This window comes from Thiococcus pfennigii, assembly GCF_016583835.1.
GTDB classification, from domain to species: domain Bacteria; phylum Pseudomonadota; class Gammaproteobacteria; order Chromatiales; family Chromatiaceae; genus Thiococcus; species Thiococcus pfennigii.
Genome location: NZ_NRRW01000011.1, coordinates 45,224 through 62,675, shown reverse-complemented (window position 1 = coordinate 62,675; position 17,452 = coordinate 45,224). Strand labels below are relative to the sequence as shown.

Genomic DNA, 17,452 nt, shown 5'->3' with positions numbered 1-17,452 from the left:
CGGGGCCGACCAGGGCGCTCCGGGGACGGCGCGTGAGCGGGGCCTCCCCCGTCTTGCGGGTGGCCGTCGCGGCCCCGGTGCCGGAGCCGTTCGACTACCTGCCGCCGAGTGCGCCGGGCGCGCCGTTGCCAGGTCCGGGCCAGCGGGTCCTCGTCCCCTTCGGGCGCGGCCGGCGCGTCGGTCTGATCGTCGCGCTGGCCGAGGTCGCGAGCGTCCCGCCCGAGCGGCTCAAGCCGGTCATCGAGGTCCTCGACGAGCGCCCGTTGCTCGCCGAGGCCGATCTGGCCTTCCTGTGCTGGGCCGCGGACTACTACCAGCACGCGCTCGGCGAGGCGCTCTTCAGCGCGCTGCCGGCGCGGCTGCGCCGATCCGCGCCCTGTTCGGGGTCCGCTGCGGCGCCCGGCGAGCGCGGCTGGCGGCTGACCGAGGCCGGCACCGCGGTCGTCCTCGACGACATCAAACGCGCCCCGCGCCAGGCCCAGGTCCTGACCCACCTGCGCGCGCTCGGCGGTGAGGCGCCCGCGGCCGACCTCGCCCGCGACCTCGGTGAGTGCGCGGCAGTGCTGCGCGCGCTCGCGCGCCGCGGCTGGGTCGCGCCCTGCCGGATCGAGGCGGGGACCCCGCCGCCGATGCTCGGTGCTGGGCCGACGCTGAACGCCGACCAGCAGGCGGCCGTGGACCAGGTGGGCGGCGCCTTCGGTAGCTTCGCGCCCTTCCTCCTCGAGGGGGTCACCGCGAGCGGCAAGACCGAGGTCTATATCCGCCTGCTCGAGGCGGCCATCGCCGCGGGCCGGCAGGCCCTGGTGCTGGTGCCGGAGATCGGGCTCACGCCGCAGCTGGAGCGGCGCTTCGCCGCGCGCCTGGGCGGCACGATGGCGGTCCTGCACTCGGGCCTTGCCGAGGGCGAGCGCGAGCGGGTCTGGCGGCGCGCCGCGGCCGGCGAGGTCGACCTGCTGCTCGGCACCCGCTCGGCGGTCTTCGTGCCGCTGCCGCGCCTCGGCCTGATCCTGGTCGACGAGGAGCATGATCTGTCGCTCAAGCAGCAGGAGGGGTTTCGCTATTCCGGGCGCGACCTCGCCGTGCGTCGCGCCCAGCAGGCCGCCTGCCCGGTCGTGCTCGGCTCGGCGACCCCGTCGCTCGAGAGCCTGGCCAACGCCCATGCCGGGCGCTACCGCTGGCTGCGGCTGCACCGCCGGGCGAGCGGCGCCGCCGCCCCGAGCGTGACCCTGATCGACATCCGCGCCCAGCCGCTCGAGGCCGGCCTCTCGCCGCCGTTGATGCAGCTCGCCGCGGAGCAGCTCGCCGCCGGCAACCAGGTGCTCCTGTTCCTCAACCGCCGCGGCTTCGCGCCCGTGCTGACCTGCCACGATTGCGGCTGGGTCGGCGAGTGCCCGCGCTGCGATGCGCGCCTGACGCTGCATCGGGCGAGCGGCGAGTTGCGCTGCCACCACTGCGGCCTCATCCGCCCGGCGCCGGGGCGCTGTCCGAGCTGCGGCCGGCCGGATCTGCGCCCCCTCGGTCAGGGGACCGAGCGCGTCGAGGAGATCCTGGCGCGGCGCTTCCCCGGCCTGCCGCTGGCCCGCGTCGATCGCGACAGCACCCGGCGCAAGGGCGAGCTGACGCGGCTCCTGAGCGCCGCGCGGCGCGGCGAGTACCGGCTGCTGCTCGGCACCCAGATGCTGACCAAGGGCCACCACTTCCCGGGCGTCACCCTGGTCGGCGTGCTGGATGCCGACGCTGGCCTCTACGGCGCCGACTACCGCGCCCCGGAGCGGATGGCCCAACTGCTGGTCCAGGTGACCGGCCGCGCCGGTCGCGCCGAGCGGCCTGGGCGGGTCGTCGTGCAGACCCGCCACCCCGAACACCCGCTCCTCGTGTCGCTGCTGCGCGAGGGCTACCCGGCCTTCGCCGAGGCGGCCCTGGCCGAGCGCCGCGCCGCCGGGCTGCCGCCGTTCAGCCATCAGGCCCTGCTGCGGGCCGAGGCCGGGGCGGCCGACGAGGCGTTGGCCTTCCTGCGCGCGGCTGCGGCCGCTGGCGCACCGGACGCCGGCGAGGTCGTCCTCTGGGGGCCGGCCCCGGCGCCGATGGAGCGACGCGCCGGGCGCTGGCGCGCCCAGCTGCTCGTCCAGGCGCCGCGGCGCGCGGCGCTGCGCCGGTTCCTTGCCGACTGGTTGCCCAGGGTGCGGCAGGTCGAGGGGGCCGGGCGGGTGCGCTGGTCGATCGACGTCGATCCGCAGGAGATGGCCTGAGCGGGGGCCGGGCTTGCGCGGGACGGGGCTTTTTTGCTCCCATGCCGGGCATGCCCAAGCCGATCCGCCTGCTCTCTTCCCAACTCGTCGACCAGATCGCCGCCGGCGAGGTCGTCGAGCGTCCGGCCTCGGTCGCCAAGGAGCTGATCGAGAACAGCCTGGATGCCGGGGCGCGGCGAATCGAGATCGACCTGGAGCAGGGCGGGGTGAAGCTGCTGCGGATCCGCGACGACGGCCACGGCATCCCGGTCGAGGAGTTGGCGCTGGCGCTGGCGCGCCATGCGACCAGCAAGATCGGCGGGCTGGCCGACCTGGAGGCGGTCGCGAGCCTGGGGTTTCGCGGCGAGGCGCTGCCGAGCATCGCCTCGGTCTCGCGCCTGACCCTGACCTCGCGCGCCGCCGGCGCCGAGCGCGCCTGGCAGGTGCGGGTCGATGGCGAGGGCCGGGTCGGCGAGCCGCAGCCGGCCGCCCACCCCACGGGCACGACGGTCGAGGTCCGCGACCTCTTCTTCAACGTGCCGGCGCGGCGCAAGTTCCTGCGCACCGAAAAGACCGAGCTCGGCCACCTCGAGCAGGTCGTGCAGCGCATGGCGCTGGTGCGCCCCGATGTCGCCCTGCGCCTGACGCATGCCGGCCGCGGCCTGCTCGATCTGCCGGCCGCGGCCGACCCGCCCGGCATCGAACGCCGCCTCGAGGCGCTGCTCGGCGCGGCCTTCCTCGAACACGCGCTGCGCCTGGACGCCGCGGCCGTCGGCCTGCGTCTGCACGGCTGGTTGGTGCGCCCGGCCTTCTCGCGCAGCCAGGCGGACCGGCAGTTCTTCTTCGTCAACGGCCGGGCCGTGCGCGACAGGCTCGTCACCCACGCCGTGCGTCAGGCCTTCCAGGACGTCCTGCACCAGGCCCGCCATCCGGCCTACCTCCTCTATCTGGAGCTGCCGGCCGGGCTCGTCGACGTCAACGTCCACCCCGCCAAGCACGAGGTCCGCTTCCGCGAGGGCCGTCAGGTCCATGACTTCATCTTTCGGACCCTCCAGCGGCGCCTGGCCGAGGGTGGCCTCGCCGGCACCGAGGCCGAGCCGGGCGCGCCGTCGCCCACGATCGACCAGCGGCCGCTGGTCGGCGGGGCGCCGCCGCCGGCTGGGACGCCGCGCCAAGCGGCGATGCCGCTGCGGCTCGGTGATGAGCGGGCCGGCTACCGGTTCAGCTTCGCCGCCCAGCGGCCGCCGGCCGCGCGCGCGGACGCCGCGCCGCCCCCGGTGGCCGAGGAGTCCACCGCCGAGGGCGGGGCACTGCCGCCGCTCGGGCTCGCGATCGGCCAGCTGAGCGGGATCTACGTCCTCGCCCAGGCCGAGGACGGCCTGGTCATCGTCGATATGCACGCGGCCCACGAGCGCATCGGTTACGAACGCCTGAAGGCGGCCTGGGCGGCCGGGCGGGTCACGAGCCAGCCGCTCCTGGTGCCGGTGGTCGTCGCCGTGAGCGCCGCCGAGGTGGCGCTGGTCGAGACCCACCAGGCCCTGCTCCAGGGGCTGGGGCTCGCCGTCGATCCGCTCGGCCGCGACCGGGTCGCGGTGCGAGCGATCCCGGCCCTGCTCCAGGGTGCCGACGCCGAGCGCCTGTTGCGCGACCTGCTCGCGGATCTCGCGGTCCACGGCGATGCCGGGCGGATCGCGGCCGAGATCGACCGGGTCCTCGCGACGCTCGCCTGCCATCGGGCGGTGCGCGCCCATCACCGGCTCGGCCTGGAGGAGATGAACGCGCTGCTGCGCGACATGGAGCGTACCGCGCGGGCCGATCAGTGCAATCACGGTCGCCCGACCTGGGTTCGGCTGACCCAGCAGGACCTCGATCGGCTCTTCTCCCGTGGCCGCTGACGACCCGACAGCACCGGCGGCGGACGCGTCCGAACGGCCGCTCGCGGTCTTCCTGATGGGGCCGACGGCGGCGCGCAAGACCGAACTCGCGGTGCAACTCGTCGAGCGCCTCCCGTGCGAGATCGTCAGCGTCGACTCGGCGATGATCTACCGCGGCATGGACATCGGCACCGCGAAGCCGGGGCCCGAGGTCCTCGCGCGCGCGCCGCACCGGCTGGTCGACATCGCCGAGCCGAGCGAGGCCTATTCGGCAGCGCGCTTTCGCGAGGACGCCTTGCGCGAGATGGCTGCCATCGTCGCGGCCGGGCGCATCCCGCTGCTGGTCGGTGGCACCCGGCTCTACTTTCACGCCCTCCAGCACGGCCTGTCGGTGTTGCCGCAGGCCGATGCGGCGGTGCGCGCGCGCCTCGACGAGGAGGCTCGGGCGCTCGGCTGGGAGGCCCTGCACCGGCGCCTCGCCGAGGTCGACCCGGTCACCGCCGCCCAGGTGCACCCGAACGATCCCCAACGCATCCAGCGGGCGTTAGAGGTCTGGGTGCTCGCCGGCCAGCCGATGAGCGCCCTGCTCGCGGCCGGTGAGGCCCGCGTCGTGCTACCCTATCGCCTGGTGAAGCTGGTCAGGGCGCCGCGTGAGCGGGCCGTCCTGCACGCCCGGATCGCGACGCGTTTCGAGGCGATGCTCGCCGCCGGATTCGAGGACGAGGTGCGCGGGCTGCTGGAGCGGGGCGATCTGACGCCGGAACTCCCGGCGATGCGCTGCGTCGGCTACCGGCAAATGTTGAAATATCTCGACGGTGATTATAATTACGAGGAAATGGTGCAGCGCGGCATCGCTGCGACCCGCCAGCTCGCCCGGCGGCAGCTGACCTGGCTGAGGGCCGAGTCGAGCTGTGAATGGATCTTCGACGAGGCCGATCCCCTCGCGACCGCATTGACGATGATCGAGCGCGGACGCCGCAACGCGGCGCCCGCCGGCTGAACCTCCCGGGGCGGGTGAGGTCTTCCAATAGCGGCTCGATCCGCGTCCGCCTTCCCGACCATAATAACGATTGCAGAACAACAAGGAGCTACTCCATGTCCAAGGGTCAAAGTCTCCAGGACCCGTTCCTCAATGCCTTGCGTAAGGAGCGGGTGCCCGTCTCCATCTTCCTCGTGAACGGAATCAAGTTGCAGGGGCAGATCGAGTCGTTCGATCAGTTCGTCGTGCTGTTGAAGAACAACGTGAGCCAGATGATCTACAAGCACGCGATCTCGACGGTCGTGCCGGCGCGCAACGTCAAGCTGCCGTCGGCGGCCGAGGCCGGCCAGCCGGAGCCCGGCAACGTCTAAGCCGATTCTCGATCCGCAAGCGCGCGTGCTGCGCCCCCGGTCCCTGGCCGGGGCGCGCGGCCCCTCTGCGCCCGCGCAGGTCTGCCCGTGATGCTCGAGCGCCCCCCGAACGGCGAGCGCGCCCTGCTCGTGAGTCTCACGATCGGCCCGAACGACGGCGAGGCGGCCGCCGAGGAGTTGCGCCAACTCGCCGGCGCGGCCGGGGCGCTCTGCGTCGGCACGCTCGGTGGCACCCGCGTGGCGCCGGACGCGCGGCTCTTCATCGGCTCGGGCAAGGCCGAGGAGCTCAAGGGCCTGGTCGCCGCCGCGGGGGCCGACCTCGTGATCTTCAATCACATCCTGTCGCCGGCGCAGCAGCGCAACCTCGAGCGCGAGCTCGGCTGCCGGGTCGTCGACCGCACCGGGCTCATCCTCGACATCTTCGCCCAGCGGGCGCGCTCGTTCGAGGGCAAGCTCCAGGTCGAACTGGCCCAGCTTCAGCACCTGGCGACCCGCCTGGTGCGCGGCTGGACGCACCTGGAGCGGCAGAAGGGCGGTATCGGTCTGCGCGGGCCGGGCGAGACGCAGCTGGAGACGGATCGTCGCCTCCTGGACAAGCGCATCGCGGTCCTCAAGCGCCGCCTGGAGCGCATCGGCGCCCAGCGTGACCAGGGCCGGCGGGCGCGGCGCAAGGCCGAGCTGCCGGCCGTGGCCCTGGTCGGCTACACCAACGCCGGCAAGTCGACCCTCTTCAATCGCCTGACCGGGGCCGGCGTCTACCAGGCCGATCAGCTCTTCGCGACCCTGGACCCGACGCTGCGCCGGCTGCCGTTGCCGAGCGGGCAGGTGGTGACGGTGGCCGACACGGTCGGCTTCGTCAGCGATCTGCCGCACGAGCTGGTCGCCGCCTTCCGTGCGACCTTGGAGGAGACGCGCAGCGCCGATCTCCTGCTGCACGTGATCGATGCCTCGGCGCCGGGCCGCGATCGGCAGATCGAGGACGTGACGGCGGTCCTCGCCGCGATCGGCGCCGACGCGGTGCCGCAGCTCGAGGTCATGAACAAGATCGACCTGCTCCCCGACAGTGCGCCGCGCGTCGAGCACGATGCCGAGGGGCGCCCGGTGCGGGTCTGGGTCAGCGCCGGCGATGGGGGCGGGCTCGACCTGCTGATCGCGGCGATTGCCGAGCGCTGCCGCGGGGCCGATACCCGTCGGCGCCTGTGCCTCGGACCGCAGGACGGGCGCGTGCGGGCCTGGTTGTTCAGCCACGCCGAGGTCCTCGTCGATGCCGAGCGGCCCGACGGCGGCTGGGAGATGGAGGTGCGGATCCCGGCGCTCGCGCTGTACCGGCTGCGCGGACGCGATCCGGTCGCCGCCGCGGCCCTGGAGGCGGCGCCGGATGGGGCGGCGGGCGATCGGTCAGCCCAGTGGATCGGTTGACTGGCGCGCTGCGCGATGGCCTGCGGTTTGCCCCGATCGATCGGCCTCCCTACAATAGGCGGCCCGCCTGTTTCGTGTGCCGGCGCGTCGCGTGCCCGGCGGGGCACCGCGTCGAGAGGGTCGCCGAAGTGGCTTCGGCACCTGAACGATGCGTGTCTTGGGCGCCGCGCGCCCGCCTCTCCCGCGTGGAGGGGCTCGGGCGACGGAGACCCGGCGCGGCGCGGCGCGGCGCGCGCGTTGCGCCGTGCCGGTTGACATGGGCGTCGTGCCGGGTCAGGGAATGGTTTCGAGACCTGGCTGTCAACACTCGTGGTGCCCGCTCGCGGGCCGCGCTGGAAGTTCATCGCGGTGGCGCCCGCGCGACGGCTCGCCCTCGCGCGGGCGCCACCGCACCGACCAACGATCCTTATCGGTCACTGACGGCAACGGAGTAGATATGGCCTGGAACGAACCAGGTGGAGGCAATCGAGACCCCTGGGGCAATAAGGGCGGCGAGCAAGGGCCGCCCGACCTCGACGAGGTCGTGCGCAAGCTCCAGGACAAGCTGGGTGGACTCTTCGGCGGCAGGCGTTCCGGCGGCACCGGCGGCGGTGGCGGAAGCGCCGGAGGCTTCAACGCCCGGCTCATCGGCATCATCGGCGGCATCCTGCTGGCGATCTGGTTGGCGACGGGCATCTACATCGTCGGTCCCGCCGAGCGCGGCGTCGAGCTGCGTTTCGGCGCCTACACGACGACGACCGGCCCGGGTCCGCATTGGCACATCCCGTATCCGGTGGAGTCGGTGGTCAAGGTGAACGTCGACGAGGTCTCGACCTTCACGCACCAGGCGGCGATGCTGACCAAGGACGAGAACATCGTCGAGCTCGAGCTCACCGTGCAATCGCGCATCCAGGACGCGGCCGACTTCCTGTTCCAGGATCAGGATCCGAACAAGACGCTGCGCGACGCGACCGAGACGGTCGTGCGCACGACGATCGGCGCGAGTCGGCTGGACTTCATCCTGACCGAGGGCCGCGGGGCGATCGCCGTGCAGATTCAGGAGCGCGTCCAAGATCTGATGAACGGCTACCGGACCGGGTTGCTCGTGACCTCCGTCAACATGCAGCCGGCGCGCCCGCCGGAGCAGGTCAAGGACGCCTTCGATGACGCGATCAAGGCGCGCGAGGACAAGGAGCGCATCGAGAACACGGCCGAGGCCTACGCCAACGAGATCCTGCCCAAGGCGCGCGGCGAGGCGGCGCGCATCGTCGCCGATGCCAAGGCCTATCGCGATCGCGTGGTCGCCGAGGCCGAGGGCCAGACGGCTCGCTTCCTCGCGGTCCTGACCGAGTACCGCAAGGCGCCCGACGTGACCCGCGAGCGCCTCTATCTGGAGACCATGCAGGAGGTCTTGGGCCGCAGCAGCAAGGTCGTCGTCGACGTCGCCGATGGCGATAGCGTCATGTACCTGCCCCTCGACCAACTCCTGCGTCAGTCGCGTGACAAGGCGGCCTCGGCCTCGACATCGTCGGACGGCCAGGTCCAGCCGTCGGTCCAGGGCACGTCCGCCCTCACCCCGAGCCGGGCGGTCAATCGCGAGCGGAGCGTACGTTGATGAATCAAGCGAAAGCCTTTGTCCCGGTCGCCGTCGCGGCCCTCGGGCTGCTCCTCTACACCGCGACCTTCATCGTCAACGAGTGGCAGTTGGCCATCAAGCTGCGCCTCGGCGAGATCATCCGCACCTACGATGAGCCCGGGCTGCACTTCAAGGTGCCGTTCATCAATAACGTCGTGACCTTCGATCAGCGCATCCAGACGCTCGATGCGCGTCCGCAGCGCTTCCTGACGATCGAGAAGAAGGACGTCATCGTCGACTCCTATGCGAAGTGGCGCATCGCGGATGCGGCCCAGTTCTACCGCTCGACAGGCGGCGACAGTGCGCGCATCGCGCGACTGCTGTCCGAGCGCATCAACACCAGTCTGCGGGACGAATTCGGCAAGCGCACGATCCAGGAGGTCGTCTCCGAGGACCGCAAGGAACTGATGATCCAGCTCACCCGGGACATCGACCGGCGCGCGGCCGACCTGGGCGTCGAGATCGTCGACGTGCGCGTGAAGAAGATCGACCTGCCGGCCGAGGTCAGCGAGTCCGTCTACGCCCGCATGCGCGCCGAGCGCGAGCGGGTGGCCCGCGACCTGCGCGCCCTTGGTTCCGAGGCGGCCGAGCGCATCCGCGCCGACGCCGACCGACAGCGTACGGTGACGATCGCCGATGCCTACCGCGAGTCCGAGATGCTGCGCGGCGAGGGCGACGCCCAGGCGGCGGAGATCTACGCGCTCGCCTACACCCAGGACGCGGACTTCTATTCCTTCTATCGCAGCCTGGATGCCTACCGCGGCGCGTTCGGTCAGGGCGATGGCCTGATGGTCCTCGAGCCGGACTCGGATTTCTTTAAATACTTCAAGCAGATGACGGCCCCTTGAGGCCGGGCGCGCGGCGCCCGGATCGAATCCGCCCGCCGCCGGGCGGGTTCGGTCCTCAGCGGTCCCGCCGCGCCCTCGATCCTCCCGTCCCGTATCCGAATCGCTATCATGTGGCACGCCTTGCTGGTCGCGCTCGCGCTCTTGTTCGTGATCGAGGGGATCCTGCCGTTCCTGAGCCCCGGGCGCTTCCGCCGGGCGCTGTTGGAGGTCGCCGGGGCCGACGATCGGACGCTGCGCATCACCGGTCTCGTCAGTATGCTGATCGGCGTCGGCTTGCTGTATCTCGTCAACTGAGGGGGAGGGATGGACGCTGAGCGCTGGCTGTTGCCGGTCGGGATCGAAGAGATCCTGCCACCCCGGGCGGAGGCCGTCGAGGGCCTGCGCCGTGAGCTCCTCGACCTCTATCGTGGCTGGGGCTACGAGCTCGTCTTCCCGCCCTTCATCGACTATCTGGATTCGCTGCTGACGGGCACCGGGCACGATCTCGACCTCCAGACCTTCAAGCTGACCGATCAGGTCACCGGCCGGATGCTCGGCGTGCGTGCCGACATGACGCCCCAGGTGGCCCGAATCGACGCCCACGAGCTGCGCCGCGAGGGTCCCGCTCGGCTCTGCTATCTGGGGACGGTGCTGCGGACCCGCCCGGACGGTTTCGCCGGGACCCGCAGTCCGCTGCAGGTCGGCGCCGAGGTCTACGGCCACGCCGGGCCCGAGAGCGATGTCGAGATCCTGCGCCTGGTGATGCTGACGCTCGGCGCCGCCGGCATCGACTCGGCCTATCTGGATCTCGGTCATGTCGGCATCTTCCGCGGTCTGGCGCGCCAGGCGGGGCTCTCCCCCGAGCAGGAGACGGCCTTGTTCTCGGTCTTGCAGCGCAAGGCGTTGCCCGAGATCGAGGCCCTGATCGCGACGCTCGGCGTCGCCGAGCCCTCGGCCTCGATGCTGCTGGCGCTCGCGGAGCTGTGCGGCGATGATGCGTTGGAGCGGGCCGCGGGTATCCTCCGGGCGGCCGATCCCGGGGTGCGCGAGGCGCTCGATTATCTGCGCCGGGTCGCCGACGAACTGCGCGGCTGGCTGCCGGAGGTGCCGATCCACTTCGACCTGGCCGAGCTGCGCGGCTATCGCTACAAGACGGGCGTGGTGTTCGCCGCCTTCGTCCCGGGTTGGGGTCAGGAGATCGCGCGCGGCGGGCGCTACGACGACATCGGCCGGGTCTTCGGCCGGGCGCGTCCGGCCGTCGGCTTCAGCGCCGATCTGAAGGATCTGCTGCGCCACGGTGCACCGGCGCCCGCGCAGGCGGGTGGGGCGGTCTTCGCCCCCTGGTCGACCGATGCGGCGCTCCAGGCCGAGATCGTCCGGCTGCGCCGCGCCGGGCGACGGGTGGTGACGGAGCTGCCGGGGCAGGCGGTGACGCCGGCGCAGCTCGGGTGCGAAGAACGACTGGTCCGCGAAGACGGACTCTGGATATTAACTCCCTGTGATTGACGGACGGGACGAGAGCATGGGCAAGAACGTTGTAATCATCGGCACCCAGTGGGGTGACGAGGGCAAGGGGAAGATCGTCGACCTGTTGACCGATCAGGCGGCGGCTGTCGTGCGCTTCCAGGGGGGGCACAATGCCGGCCATACCCTGGTCATCAACGGTCACAAGACGATCCTCCACCTGATCCCGTCCGGGGTGCTGCGCGACGACGTCCAGTGTCTGATCGGCAATGGCGTCGTGCTCTCTCCGACGGCCCTGTTCGAGGAGCTGCTGATGCTCGAGCAGGGGGGCGTCCCGGTGCGCGAGCGGCTGCGCATCAGCGCCGCCTGTCCGCTCATCCTCCCTTACCACATCGCCCTCGACCAGGCGCGCGAAAAGGCCCGCGGCCAGCGCGCCATCGGCACCACCGGGCGCGGCATCGGCCCCGCCTACGAGGACAAGGTCTCGCGGCGCGGGATCCGCCTCGGTGAACTGCTCGATACCGAGCACTTCAAGGAGCGGCTGCGCGAGGTCCTCGACTATCACAACTTCACGCTGGCGCATTACTACCGCGCCGACGAACTCGACTACGAGCGGGTCCTCGACGAGACCCTCGCCGAGGTGCCGGCGTTGGCGCCCCTCGTGGCCGACATCCCCGGGATCCTCCACGGGCTGCGCGCCGCCGGCAAGAACGTCCTGTTCGAGGGGGCGCAGGGCTCGCTGCTCGACATCGACCACGGCACCTACCCCTTCGTGACCTCCTCGACGACGACCGCCGGCGGGGCGGCGAGCGGCAGCGGCGTCGGCCCGCGCGACCTCGACTATATCCTCGGCATCGTCAAGGCCTACGCGACCCGTGTCGGCGGCGGCCCGTTCCCGACCGAGCTCTTCGATGCCGCCGGAGATCACCTCGGGACCCGCGGTCACGAGTTCGGCGCGACGACCGGGCGCAAGCGGCGTTGTGGCTGGATCGACATGGTCGCACTCAAGCGTTCGCTCGCGATCAACAGCGTCTCGGGTATCTGCATCACCAAGCTCGATGTCCTCGACGGCATGGAGGCCGTCAAACTCTGCGTCAGCTACGACCTGGACGGCGAGGAACTCACGGCGCCGCCGGTCGGGGCCGACCTGCTCGCCGAGTGTCGGCCGCAGTTCATCGAGATGCCCGGCTGGCAGACCTCGACCGTCGGCATCCGTCGCCTGGAGGACCTGCCCGAGAACGCCAGGGCCTATCTGCGCAAGTTCGAGGAACTCACCGAGCGCCCCATCGACCTGATCTCGACCGGGCCGGATCGCGAGGAGACCGTCGTCCTGCGCCACCCGTTCCTCGATTGACGAGACCGGTCGAGCGGGCCTGCGGCCCACGCGCGACGCGGACCCGTTCCGGCCCGGCGGTTTGACCGAGGGGCACCGGCGGACTCCGCGGCCGCGCAGGTCGGGTTGGGCGCGCTGGCACGGCGTTCCATGCGACCGGGCGGGTTGCGCGCGCCGTAACCGACATGGGCCTCGCTGGGTGCGCGTCGCCGGCCGTCGGGTTACGCCCTGAGGGGCTAACCCGACCTACGGCCCGACGAATGCCGGCACGGCGGTCGCCGGGCAAGGACAGGCCGGTGCCTACCGCAGCCCGATACCTCGGACGATTCCGTACAGAGGCCGGAGAGGAGATCGCCGTGGCGGCCAAGGCCCTGAAGCTTGACAAAAATGACGCGAAATAAGTAAGCTGCGCTGCTTATGTTTGTCGCGCTGCCTGATCGAGTCGACTTTTGGCGTGCCGTCTCCGGGGGGGCGTCGTTCCGTGGCGAGTTGGCCCTCGGCGAGTTGCCGCGGCTGCGTACGCTCCTGATGGAACCGCATGGGGTCGTGCGCTTCGGGTTCGATTTCGGTCGCGACCCGGACGGTCGGGGCGTCGCGCGTGCCACCTTGGAGGCGGTCCTGCGGCTGCAATGCCAGCGTTGCCTCGAGGTGATGGACTACCCGGTGAGCGCGACGCTGACGATGGCCGCGGTGGCGAGCCTCGATGAGGTCGACAGACTGCCCGAGGGCTATGATCCGCTGCTCCTCGACGACCGCCACGTGCGTCCGCGCGATCTGATCGAGGACGAGCTGCTGCTCGCCCTCCCGCTGATCCCGCGCCACGCCTCGCCGGACTGCCTCGACGCTGGGCTGCTCGGCGACGCCCAGATCGAGGGTGAGGCGCTCGGTGGACCCTTCGCGGCGCTGGCCGATTGGCGACAGCCCCATTCACACTGACATGATCGAACGGAGGCCCAGATGGCAGTCCAACAGAATCGCAAGACCCCTTCGAAGCGCGGCATGCGGCGCTCGCACGATGCCCTGACCGGTCCGACCCTGTCGACCGAGCCGACGACCGGGGAGACCCATCGTCGTCACCACGTGTCCCCGGACGGCTTCTATCGCGGCCGCAAGGTCATCGACAAGAGCGACGTCTGAGCGTTGGCCGGCCCGCATCCTGCAAAGCCGGTGCTAGCCGTGCCGATGCGCCCCTCCTGCGCGCGGGTGCCCCGGTGAGTGCCCCTCTGACCATCGCCCTCGATGCCATGGGGGGGGACTTCGGGCCCAGCGTCGTCGTCCCGGCCGCGCTCGATTTTCTCGGCGAGCGCCGCGACCTCGCGCTGATACTCGTCGGCAACGAGGGGGCCATCCGCGAGCAGCTGCAGGGGGCTGCGAGCGACGAGCGGGTGACCATCCGTCACGCCTCCCAGATCGTCGCGATGGACGAGTCGCCGTCGCGGGCGCTGCGCAACAAGAAGGACTCCTCGATGCGGGTCGCCATCGAGCTGGTCAAGGACGGCGTCGCCCAGGCCTGCGTCAGCGCCGGCAATACGGGCGCCTTGATGGCGACCGCGCGCTTCGTGCTGAAGACACTGCCCGGCGTCGATCGCCCGGCGATCATCACGGCCGTGCCGTCGCAGCACGGCTCGACGCACCTGCTCGACCTCGGCGCCAACGTCGACTGCTCGGCGATCCACCTCTTTCAATTCGCCGTCATGGGCAGCGAGCTCATCACCGCCGTCGAGGGTGTGACGGCCCCGAAGGTGGGGCTGCTCAACATCGGCGAGGAAGAGATCAAGGGCAACGAGCAGGTCAAGCAGGCGCACGAACTCCTGGTCGCGAGCGACCTGAACTATGTCGGCTATGTCGAAGGGGACGACATCTATCTCGGCGACGTCGACCTGGTCGTCATGGACGGCTTCGTCGGCAACGTGGCCCTGAAGACGAGCGAGGGGCTGGCCAAACTGCTCGGTCGCCTGCTGAGTCGCAGCTTCAAGCAGAACTGGCTGACCCGCATCTCCGGCCTCGCCGCGCTGCCGATCATCAACCGCTTCCGACGGACCTACGATCCGCGCCAATACAACGGCGCGAGCCTCCTCGGTCTGCGCGGCATCGTGATCAAGAGCCACGGGGGGGCGGACCGCCTCTCCTTCAAGAACGCGATCCGCATCGCCGAGAAGGAGATCCACAGCAACGTGCCCGAGCGCATCGCCCAGCAGGTGGCCGTGCATCTCGACCAAGAGCGAAGAAGGGCAGCCGGATGACGGTCTACTCGCGCATCCTGGGTACGGGCGGCTGTCTGCCCGAGCGGGTGGTGACGAACTTCGATCTCGAGAAGACGCTCGATACGTCCAATGACTGGATCGTCGAGCGCACCGGGATCCACACCCGCCGCGTCGCCGCGGAGGGCGAGACCTGCTGTGACCTGGCCGAGCAGGCGGCTCGCCGGGCCATGGCGGCGGCCGGGTTGGGGCCCGAGGCGATCGATCTGATCGTCGTCGCGACCACGACCCCCGACCAGATCTTCCCGAGCACCGCCTGCCTGCTCCAGCAGCGCCTGGGCATCCACGGTTGTCCGGCGTTCGACGTGCAGGCCGTCTGTACCGGCTTCATCTACGCCCTGACCGTCGCCGACAAGTTCGTCCGCACCGGCAGCGCCCGTCGCGCGCTCGTGGTCGGCGCCGACACCACCTCGCGGATCCTCAACTGGGAGGATCGCGGCACGGCCATCCTGTTCGGCGACGGTGCCGGCGCGGTCGTCATCGAGGCCTCGTCGGACCCCGGCATCCTCTCCACCAAGCTCCACGCCGACGGCGCCTACAAGGACCTGCTCCAGGTCCCTGGCGGGATCGGCAACGGCGGGGCCGGCGCACCCTACATGGAGATGCGTGGCAACGAGGTCTTTCGGATGGCCGTGACCATCCTCGGGCGCATCGTCGACGAGGCGCTCGAGGCGGCCTCGATGACGCGCGCCGATCTCGACTGGCTCGTGCCGCATCAGGCCAATATCCGCATCATCCAGGCCACCGCGCGTAAGTTGGACCTGCCGATGGAGCGGGTCGTCGTCACCGTCGGCCAGCATGGCAACACCTCGGCGGCCTCGGTGCCGCTCGCGCTCGACGTCGCGGTGCGCGACGGGCGCATCCAGCGCGGTCAGACGCTCCTGATGGAGGCCTTCGGCGGCGGCCTGACTTGGGGTTCGATCCTGCTGCGCTATTGATTCCGGGAGCATCCTGACCATGTCTGCCGCGCTCGCTTTTCTGTTTCCCGGCCAGGGGTCGCAGGCCGTCGGCATGCTGCGCGACCTGGCCCAGGCCCATCCGCTCGTCGGCGAGACCTTCGCCGAGGCCTCGGAGGTGCTGGGTCGCGATCTGTGGCGTCTCGTCGACGAGGGGCCGAAGGAGGAGCTCGACCGCACGGAGAACACCCAGCCGGCGATGCTTGCCGCCGGGGTCGCCGTCTGGCGGGTCTGGCAGGCCGCAGGCGGCCCCGAGCCGCAGGCCGTCGCCGGCCACAGCCTCGGCGAGTACGGTGCGCTGGTCGCCGCCGGTGCGCTCAGCTTCGTCGATGCCGTCGCGGTCGTCGCCGAGCGCGGCCGCCTGATGCAGGCCGCGGTACCGCCGGGGGCGGGGGCGATGGCGGCCATCATCGGGGCGGCCGATGCCGACGTCGTCGCGCTCTGCGAGGCCCAGGCCCAGGGCGAGGTGCTGGAGGCGGTCAATTTCAACGCCCCAGGTCAGGTCGTGATCGCCGGCGCGCGCGCCGCGGTCGAGCGGGCCTCGGAGGCGGCCAAGGATGCCGGGGCGAAGGGCGTGGTGGCGCTGCCGGTCAGCGTGCCGGCCCACTCGTCGTTGATGCGCCCGGCCGCCGAGCGGCTCGCTGAACGGCTCGCCGGCGTCGCGCTGGCGGCCCCCCAGATCCCAATACTGCATAACGCGAGCGTCGCCCCCGAGCCGGACCCGGTGCGGATGCGCGAGCTGCTCGTGCGCCAACTCTACAGCCCGGTCCGTTGGGTCGAGACGGTGCAGCGCCTGGCCGGCGAGGGCGCCGGGCTCGCGATCGAGTGCGGTCCGGGCCGCGTCCTGACCGGCCTTGGTAAACGCATCGATAAGCGATTCAAGACCTTGCCGGTCTTCGATCCGGACACACTTGCTACCGCACTGGAGGCTGCCAATGCTGCTTGAAGGGGAGATCGCCCTGGTTACGGGGGCGAGCCGGGGGATCGGTCGCGCCATCGCGCTGGAACTCGCCGCCCAGGGCGCAGCCGTCGCCGGGACCGCAACCACCGAGGCGGGCGCCGCCGGGATCGGCGAGGCGCTGAGCGCCGCGGGCGGTCGCGGCCTGGGGCTGGTGCTCGATGTCGCCGACCAGGCCTCGATCGATGCGGCCCTCGCCCGCATCGGCGCCGAACTCGGCGCCCCGACCATCCTCGTCAATAATGCGGGGATCACCCGTGACAATCTGCTGATGCGGATGAAGGACGAAGAATGGGCCTCGGTCATCGAGACCAATCTCACGTCGATCTATCGGCTCAGTAAGGCCTGCCTGCGGGCGATGCTGAAGGCGCGCAAGGGGCGCATCGTCAATATCGCCTCGGTCGTCGGGCTGAGCGGCAATGGGGGGCAGGCGAACTACGCCGCCGCCAAGGCCGGGATGCTGGGCTTCTCGAAGTCGCTCGCGCGCGAGGTCGGCTCGCGCGGCATTACCGTCAATTGCGTCGCCCCGGGGTTCATCGACACGGACATGACGCGGGCGCTCGGCGAGCCCGAGCGTGAGGCGCTCCTCGCGGGGATCCCGCTGGGGCGCCTCGGACGGGCCGAGGAGATCGCTGCGGCCGTCGCCTTCCTTGTCTCCCCGGCGGCCGGCTACATCACCGGCGAGACCCTGAGCGTCAATGGCGGGATGCATATGGCCTGAGTCTGAGCGGGCGTTTGGTCTTTCTGTTAAAAAGTCTGCAAAACAAGGGCTTGGGCTCTGGCGCCGGCGGTCTCGGTGCCTTTCATCGACAAGCGATTGTCACTAAAATACGCCGGACCCCGGGGTTTGGGGTTCGGCTATCAAACCGATGAGGATTCAATACAATGAGCAGCGTTGAAGAGCGGGTTCGCAAGATCGTCGTGGAGCAGTTGGGGGCGAAGGAAGAGGACGTGACCCCCGAGGCCTCCTTCGTCGACGACCTGGGGGCCGATTCCCTCGATACCGTCGAACTGGTGATGGCCCTCGAGGAGGAGTTCGAGACCGAGATCCCGGACGAGGACGCCGAGAAGATCACCACGGTGCAGCAGGCGATCGACTACGTCAACGCCCACCTCGGCTGAGGCAAACCCGGACTGGGCAGGGGTGCGATTCTGCCCAAGCCTGCC

17 protein-coding genes are annotated in these 17,452 nt (G+C 70.9%); all 17 read left to right on the top strand.

Annotated elements, in window-relative coordinates:
• Nucleotides 1–32 precede the first annotated feature (32 nt).
• The 17 genes from CKO41_RS05750 to acpP all read left to right on the top strand — a co-directional run bounded on the left by CKO41_RS05750 (nt 33) and on the right by acpP (nt 17,407).
• Nucleotides 33–2,249 (top strand): primosomal protein N', encoded by a 2,217-nt coding sequence (locus CKO41_RS05750; RefSeq protein ID WP_200381509.1) that lies wholly within the window; start codon nt 33–35, stop codon nt 2,247–2,249.
• Between the two features lie 41 nt (nt 2,250–2,290).
• Nucleotides 2,291–4,123 (top strand): DNA mismatch repair endonuclease MutL, encoded by a 1,833-nt coding sequence (gene mutL / locus CKO41_RS05745; protein WP_200381508.1) that lies wholly within the window; start codon nt 2,291–2,293, stop codon nt 4,121–4,123.
• A 55-nt stretch (nt 4,124–4,178) separates the two neighbouring features.
• Nucleotides 4,179–5,102, top strand: coding sequence for a tRNA (adenosine(37)-N6)-dimethylallyltransferase MiaA (gene miaA / locus CKO41_RS05740; RefSeq protein WP_200381534.1), 924 nt, complete (start codon nt 4,179–4,181; stop codon nt 5,100–5,102).
• A 95-nt stretch (nt 5,103–5,197) separates the two neighbouring features.
• A complete protein-coding gene (hfq, locus tag CKO41_RS05735; protein ID WP_200250643.1) occupies nt 5,198–5,452 on the top strand; it encodes an RNA chaperone Hfq in 255 nt (84 codons plus the stop codon).
• 90 nt (nt 5,453–5,542) lie between these two features.
• Nucleotides 5,543–6,871, top strand: a complete 1,329-nt coding sequence (gene hflX, locus CKO41_RS05730; protein WP_200381507.1) for a ribosome rescue GTPase HflX — start codon at nt 5,543–5,545, stop codon at nt 6,869–6,871.
• A 436-nt stretch (nt 6,872–7,307) separates the two neighbouring features.
• A complete protein-coding gene (gene hflK / locus CKO41_RS05725; protein ID WP_200381506.1) occupies nt 7,308–8,465 on the top strand; it encodes an FtsH protease activity modulator HflK in 1,158 nt (385 codons plus the stop codon).
• Complete coding sequence (hflC, locus tag CKO41_RS05720) at nt 8,465–9,334, top strand: protease modulator HflC (protein WP_200381505.1); 870 nt, start codon at nt 8,465–8,467, stop codon at nt 9,332–9,334. The genes hflK and hflC overlap by 1 nt, the downstream gene beginning before the upstream one ends.
• Nucleotides 9,335–9,442: 108 nt before the next feature.
• Nucleotides 9,443–9,628, top strand: a complete 186-nt coding sequence (locus CKO41_RS05715) for a DUF2065 domain-containing protein (RefSeq protein ID WP_200250636.1) — start codon at nt 9,443–9,445, stop codon at nt 9,626–9,628.
• Nucleotides 9,629–9,637: 9 nt separating this feature from the next.
• Nucleotides 9,638–10,819, top strand: a complete 1,182-nt coding sequence (locus tag CKO41_RS05710) for an ATP phosphoribosyltransferase regulatory subunit (RefSeq protein WP_200250635.1) — start codon at nt 9,638–9,640, stop codon at nt 10,817–10,819.
• A gap of 16 nt (nt 10,820–10,835) precedes the next feature.
• Nucleotides 10,836–12,131: an adenylosuccinate synthase gene (locus CKO41_RS05705; protein ID WP_200381504.1), complete on the top strand. Its 1,296-nt coding sequence runs from the start codon at nt 10,836–10,838 to the stop codon at nt 12,129–12,131.
• A gap of 396 nt (nt 12,132–12,527) precedes the next feature.
• The gene (locus CKO41_RS05700; protein ID WP_200250632.1) at nt 12,528–13,046 is read left to right on the top strand and encodes a YceD family protein; all 519 of its coding nucleotides are present in this window, start codon (nt 12,528–12,530) and stop codon (nt 13,044–13,046) included.
• Nucleotides 13,047–13,067: 21 nt separating this feature from the next.
• On the top strand, nt 13,068–13,247 hold the full coding sequence (gene rpmF / locus CKO41_RS05695; RefSeq protein ID WP_200250630.1) for a 50S ribosomal protein L32: 180 nt from the start codon (nt 13,068–13,070) through the stop codon (nt 13,245–13,247).
• 74 nt (nt 13,248–13,321) lie between these two features.
• Nucleotides 13,322–14,353: a phosphate acyltransferase PlsX gene (gene plsX / locus CKO41_RS05690; RefSeq protein ID WP_200250629.1), complete on the top strand. Its 1,032-nt coding sequence runs from the start codon at nt 13,322–13,324 to the stop codon at nt 14,351–14,353.
• The gene (locus CKO41_RS05685; protein WP_200381503.1) at nt 14,350–15,309 is read left to right on the top strand and encodes a beta-ketoacyl-ACP synthase III; all 960 of its coding nucleotides are present in this window, start codon (nt 14,350–14,352) and stop codon (nt 15,307–15,309) included. The genes plsX and CKO41_RS05685 overlap by 4 nt, the downstream gene beginning before the upstream one ends.
• 19 nt (nt 15,310–15,328) lie before the next feature.
• Entirely contained in the window at nt 15,329–16,273 is a 945-nt protein-coding gene (gene fabD, locus CKO41_RS05680) for an ACP S-malonyltransferase (RefSeq protein ID WP_200250626.1), read from the top strand.
• Nucleotides 16,266–17,006, top strand: coding sequence for a 3-oxoacyl-ACP reductase FabG (fabG, locus tag CKO41_RS05675; protein ID WP_200250648.1), 741 nt, complete (start codon nt 16,266–16,268; stop codon nt 17,004–17,006). Before fabD ends, fabG begins: the two co-directional genes overlap by 8 nt.
• A gap of 164 nt (nt 17,007–17,170) precedes the next feature.
• Complete coding sequence (gene acpP, locus CKO41_RS05670) at nt 17,171–17,407, top strand: acyl carrier protein (RefSeq protein WP_015281248.1); 237 nt, start codon at nt 17,171–17,173, stop codon at nt 17,405–17,407.
• Nucleotides 17,408–17,452 lie beyond the last annotated feature (45 nt).

Coding starts and splice junctions, on each gene's coding strand:
- mutL (WP_200381508.1), top strand. CDS start 2,291: ATGCCGGGCATGCCCAAGCCGATCCGCCTGCTCTCTTCCCAACTCGTC.
- miaA (WP_200381534.1), top strand. CDS start 4,179: ATGGGGCCGACGGCGGCGCGCAAGACCGAACTCGCGGTGCAACTCGTC.
- hfq (WP_200250643.1), top strand. CDS start 5,198: ATGTCCAAGGGTCAAAGTCTCCAGGACCCGTTCCTCAATGCCTTGCGT.
- hflX (WP_200381507.1), top strand. CDS start 5,543: ATGCTCGAGCGCCCCCCGAACGGCGAGCGCGCCCTGCTCGTGAGTCTC.
- hflK (WP_200381506.1), top strand. CDS start 7,308: ATGGCCTGGAACGAACCAGGTGGAGGCAATCGAGACCCCTGGGGCAAT.
- hflC (WP_200381505.1), top strand. CDS start 8,465: ATGAATCAAGCGAAAGCCTTTGTCCCGGTCGCCGTCGCGGCCCTCGGG.
- CKO41_RS05715 (WP_200250636.1), top strand. CDS start 9,443: ATGTGGCACGCCTTGCTGGTCGCGCTCGCGCTCTTGTTCGTGATCGAG.
- CKO41_RS05710 (WP_200250635.1), top strand. CDS start 9,638: ATGGACGCTGAGCGCTGGCTGTTGCCGGTCGGGATCGAAGAGATCCTG.
- CKO41_RS05705 (WP_200381504.1), top strand. CDS start 10,836: ATGGGCAAGAACGTTGTAATCATCGGCACCCAGTGGGGTGACGAGGGC.
- CKO41_RS05700 (WP_200250632.1), top strand. CDS start 12,528: ATGTTTGTCGCGCTGCCTGATCGAGTCGACTTTTGGCGTGCCGTCTCC.
- rpmF (WP_200250630.1), top strand. CDS start 13,068: ATGGCAGTCCAACAGAATCGCAAGACCCCTTCGAAGCGCGGCATGCGG.
- CKO41_RS05685 (WP_200381503.1), top strand. CDS start 14,350: ATGACGGTCTACTCGCGCATCCTGGGTACGGGCGGCTGTCTGCCCGAG.
- fabD (WP_200250626.1), top strand. CDS start 15,329: ATGTCTGCCGCGCTCGCTTTTCTGTTTCCCGGCCAGGGGTCGCAGGCC.
- acpP (WP_015281248.1), top strand. CDS start 17,171: ATGAGCAGCGTTGAAGAGCGGGTTCGCAAGATCGTCGTGGAGCAGTTG.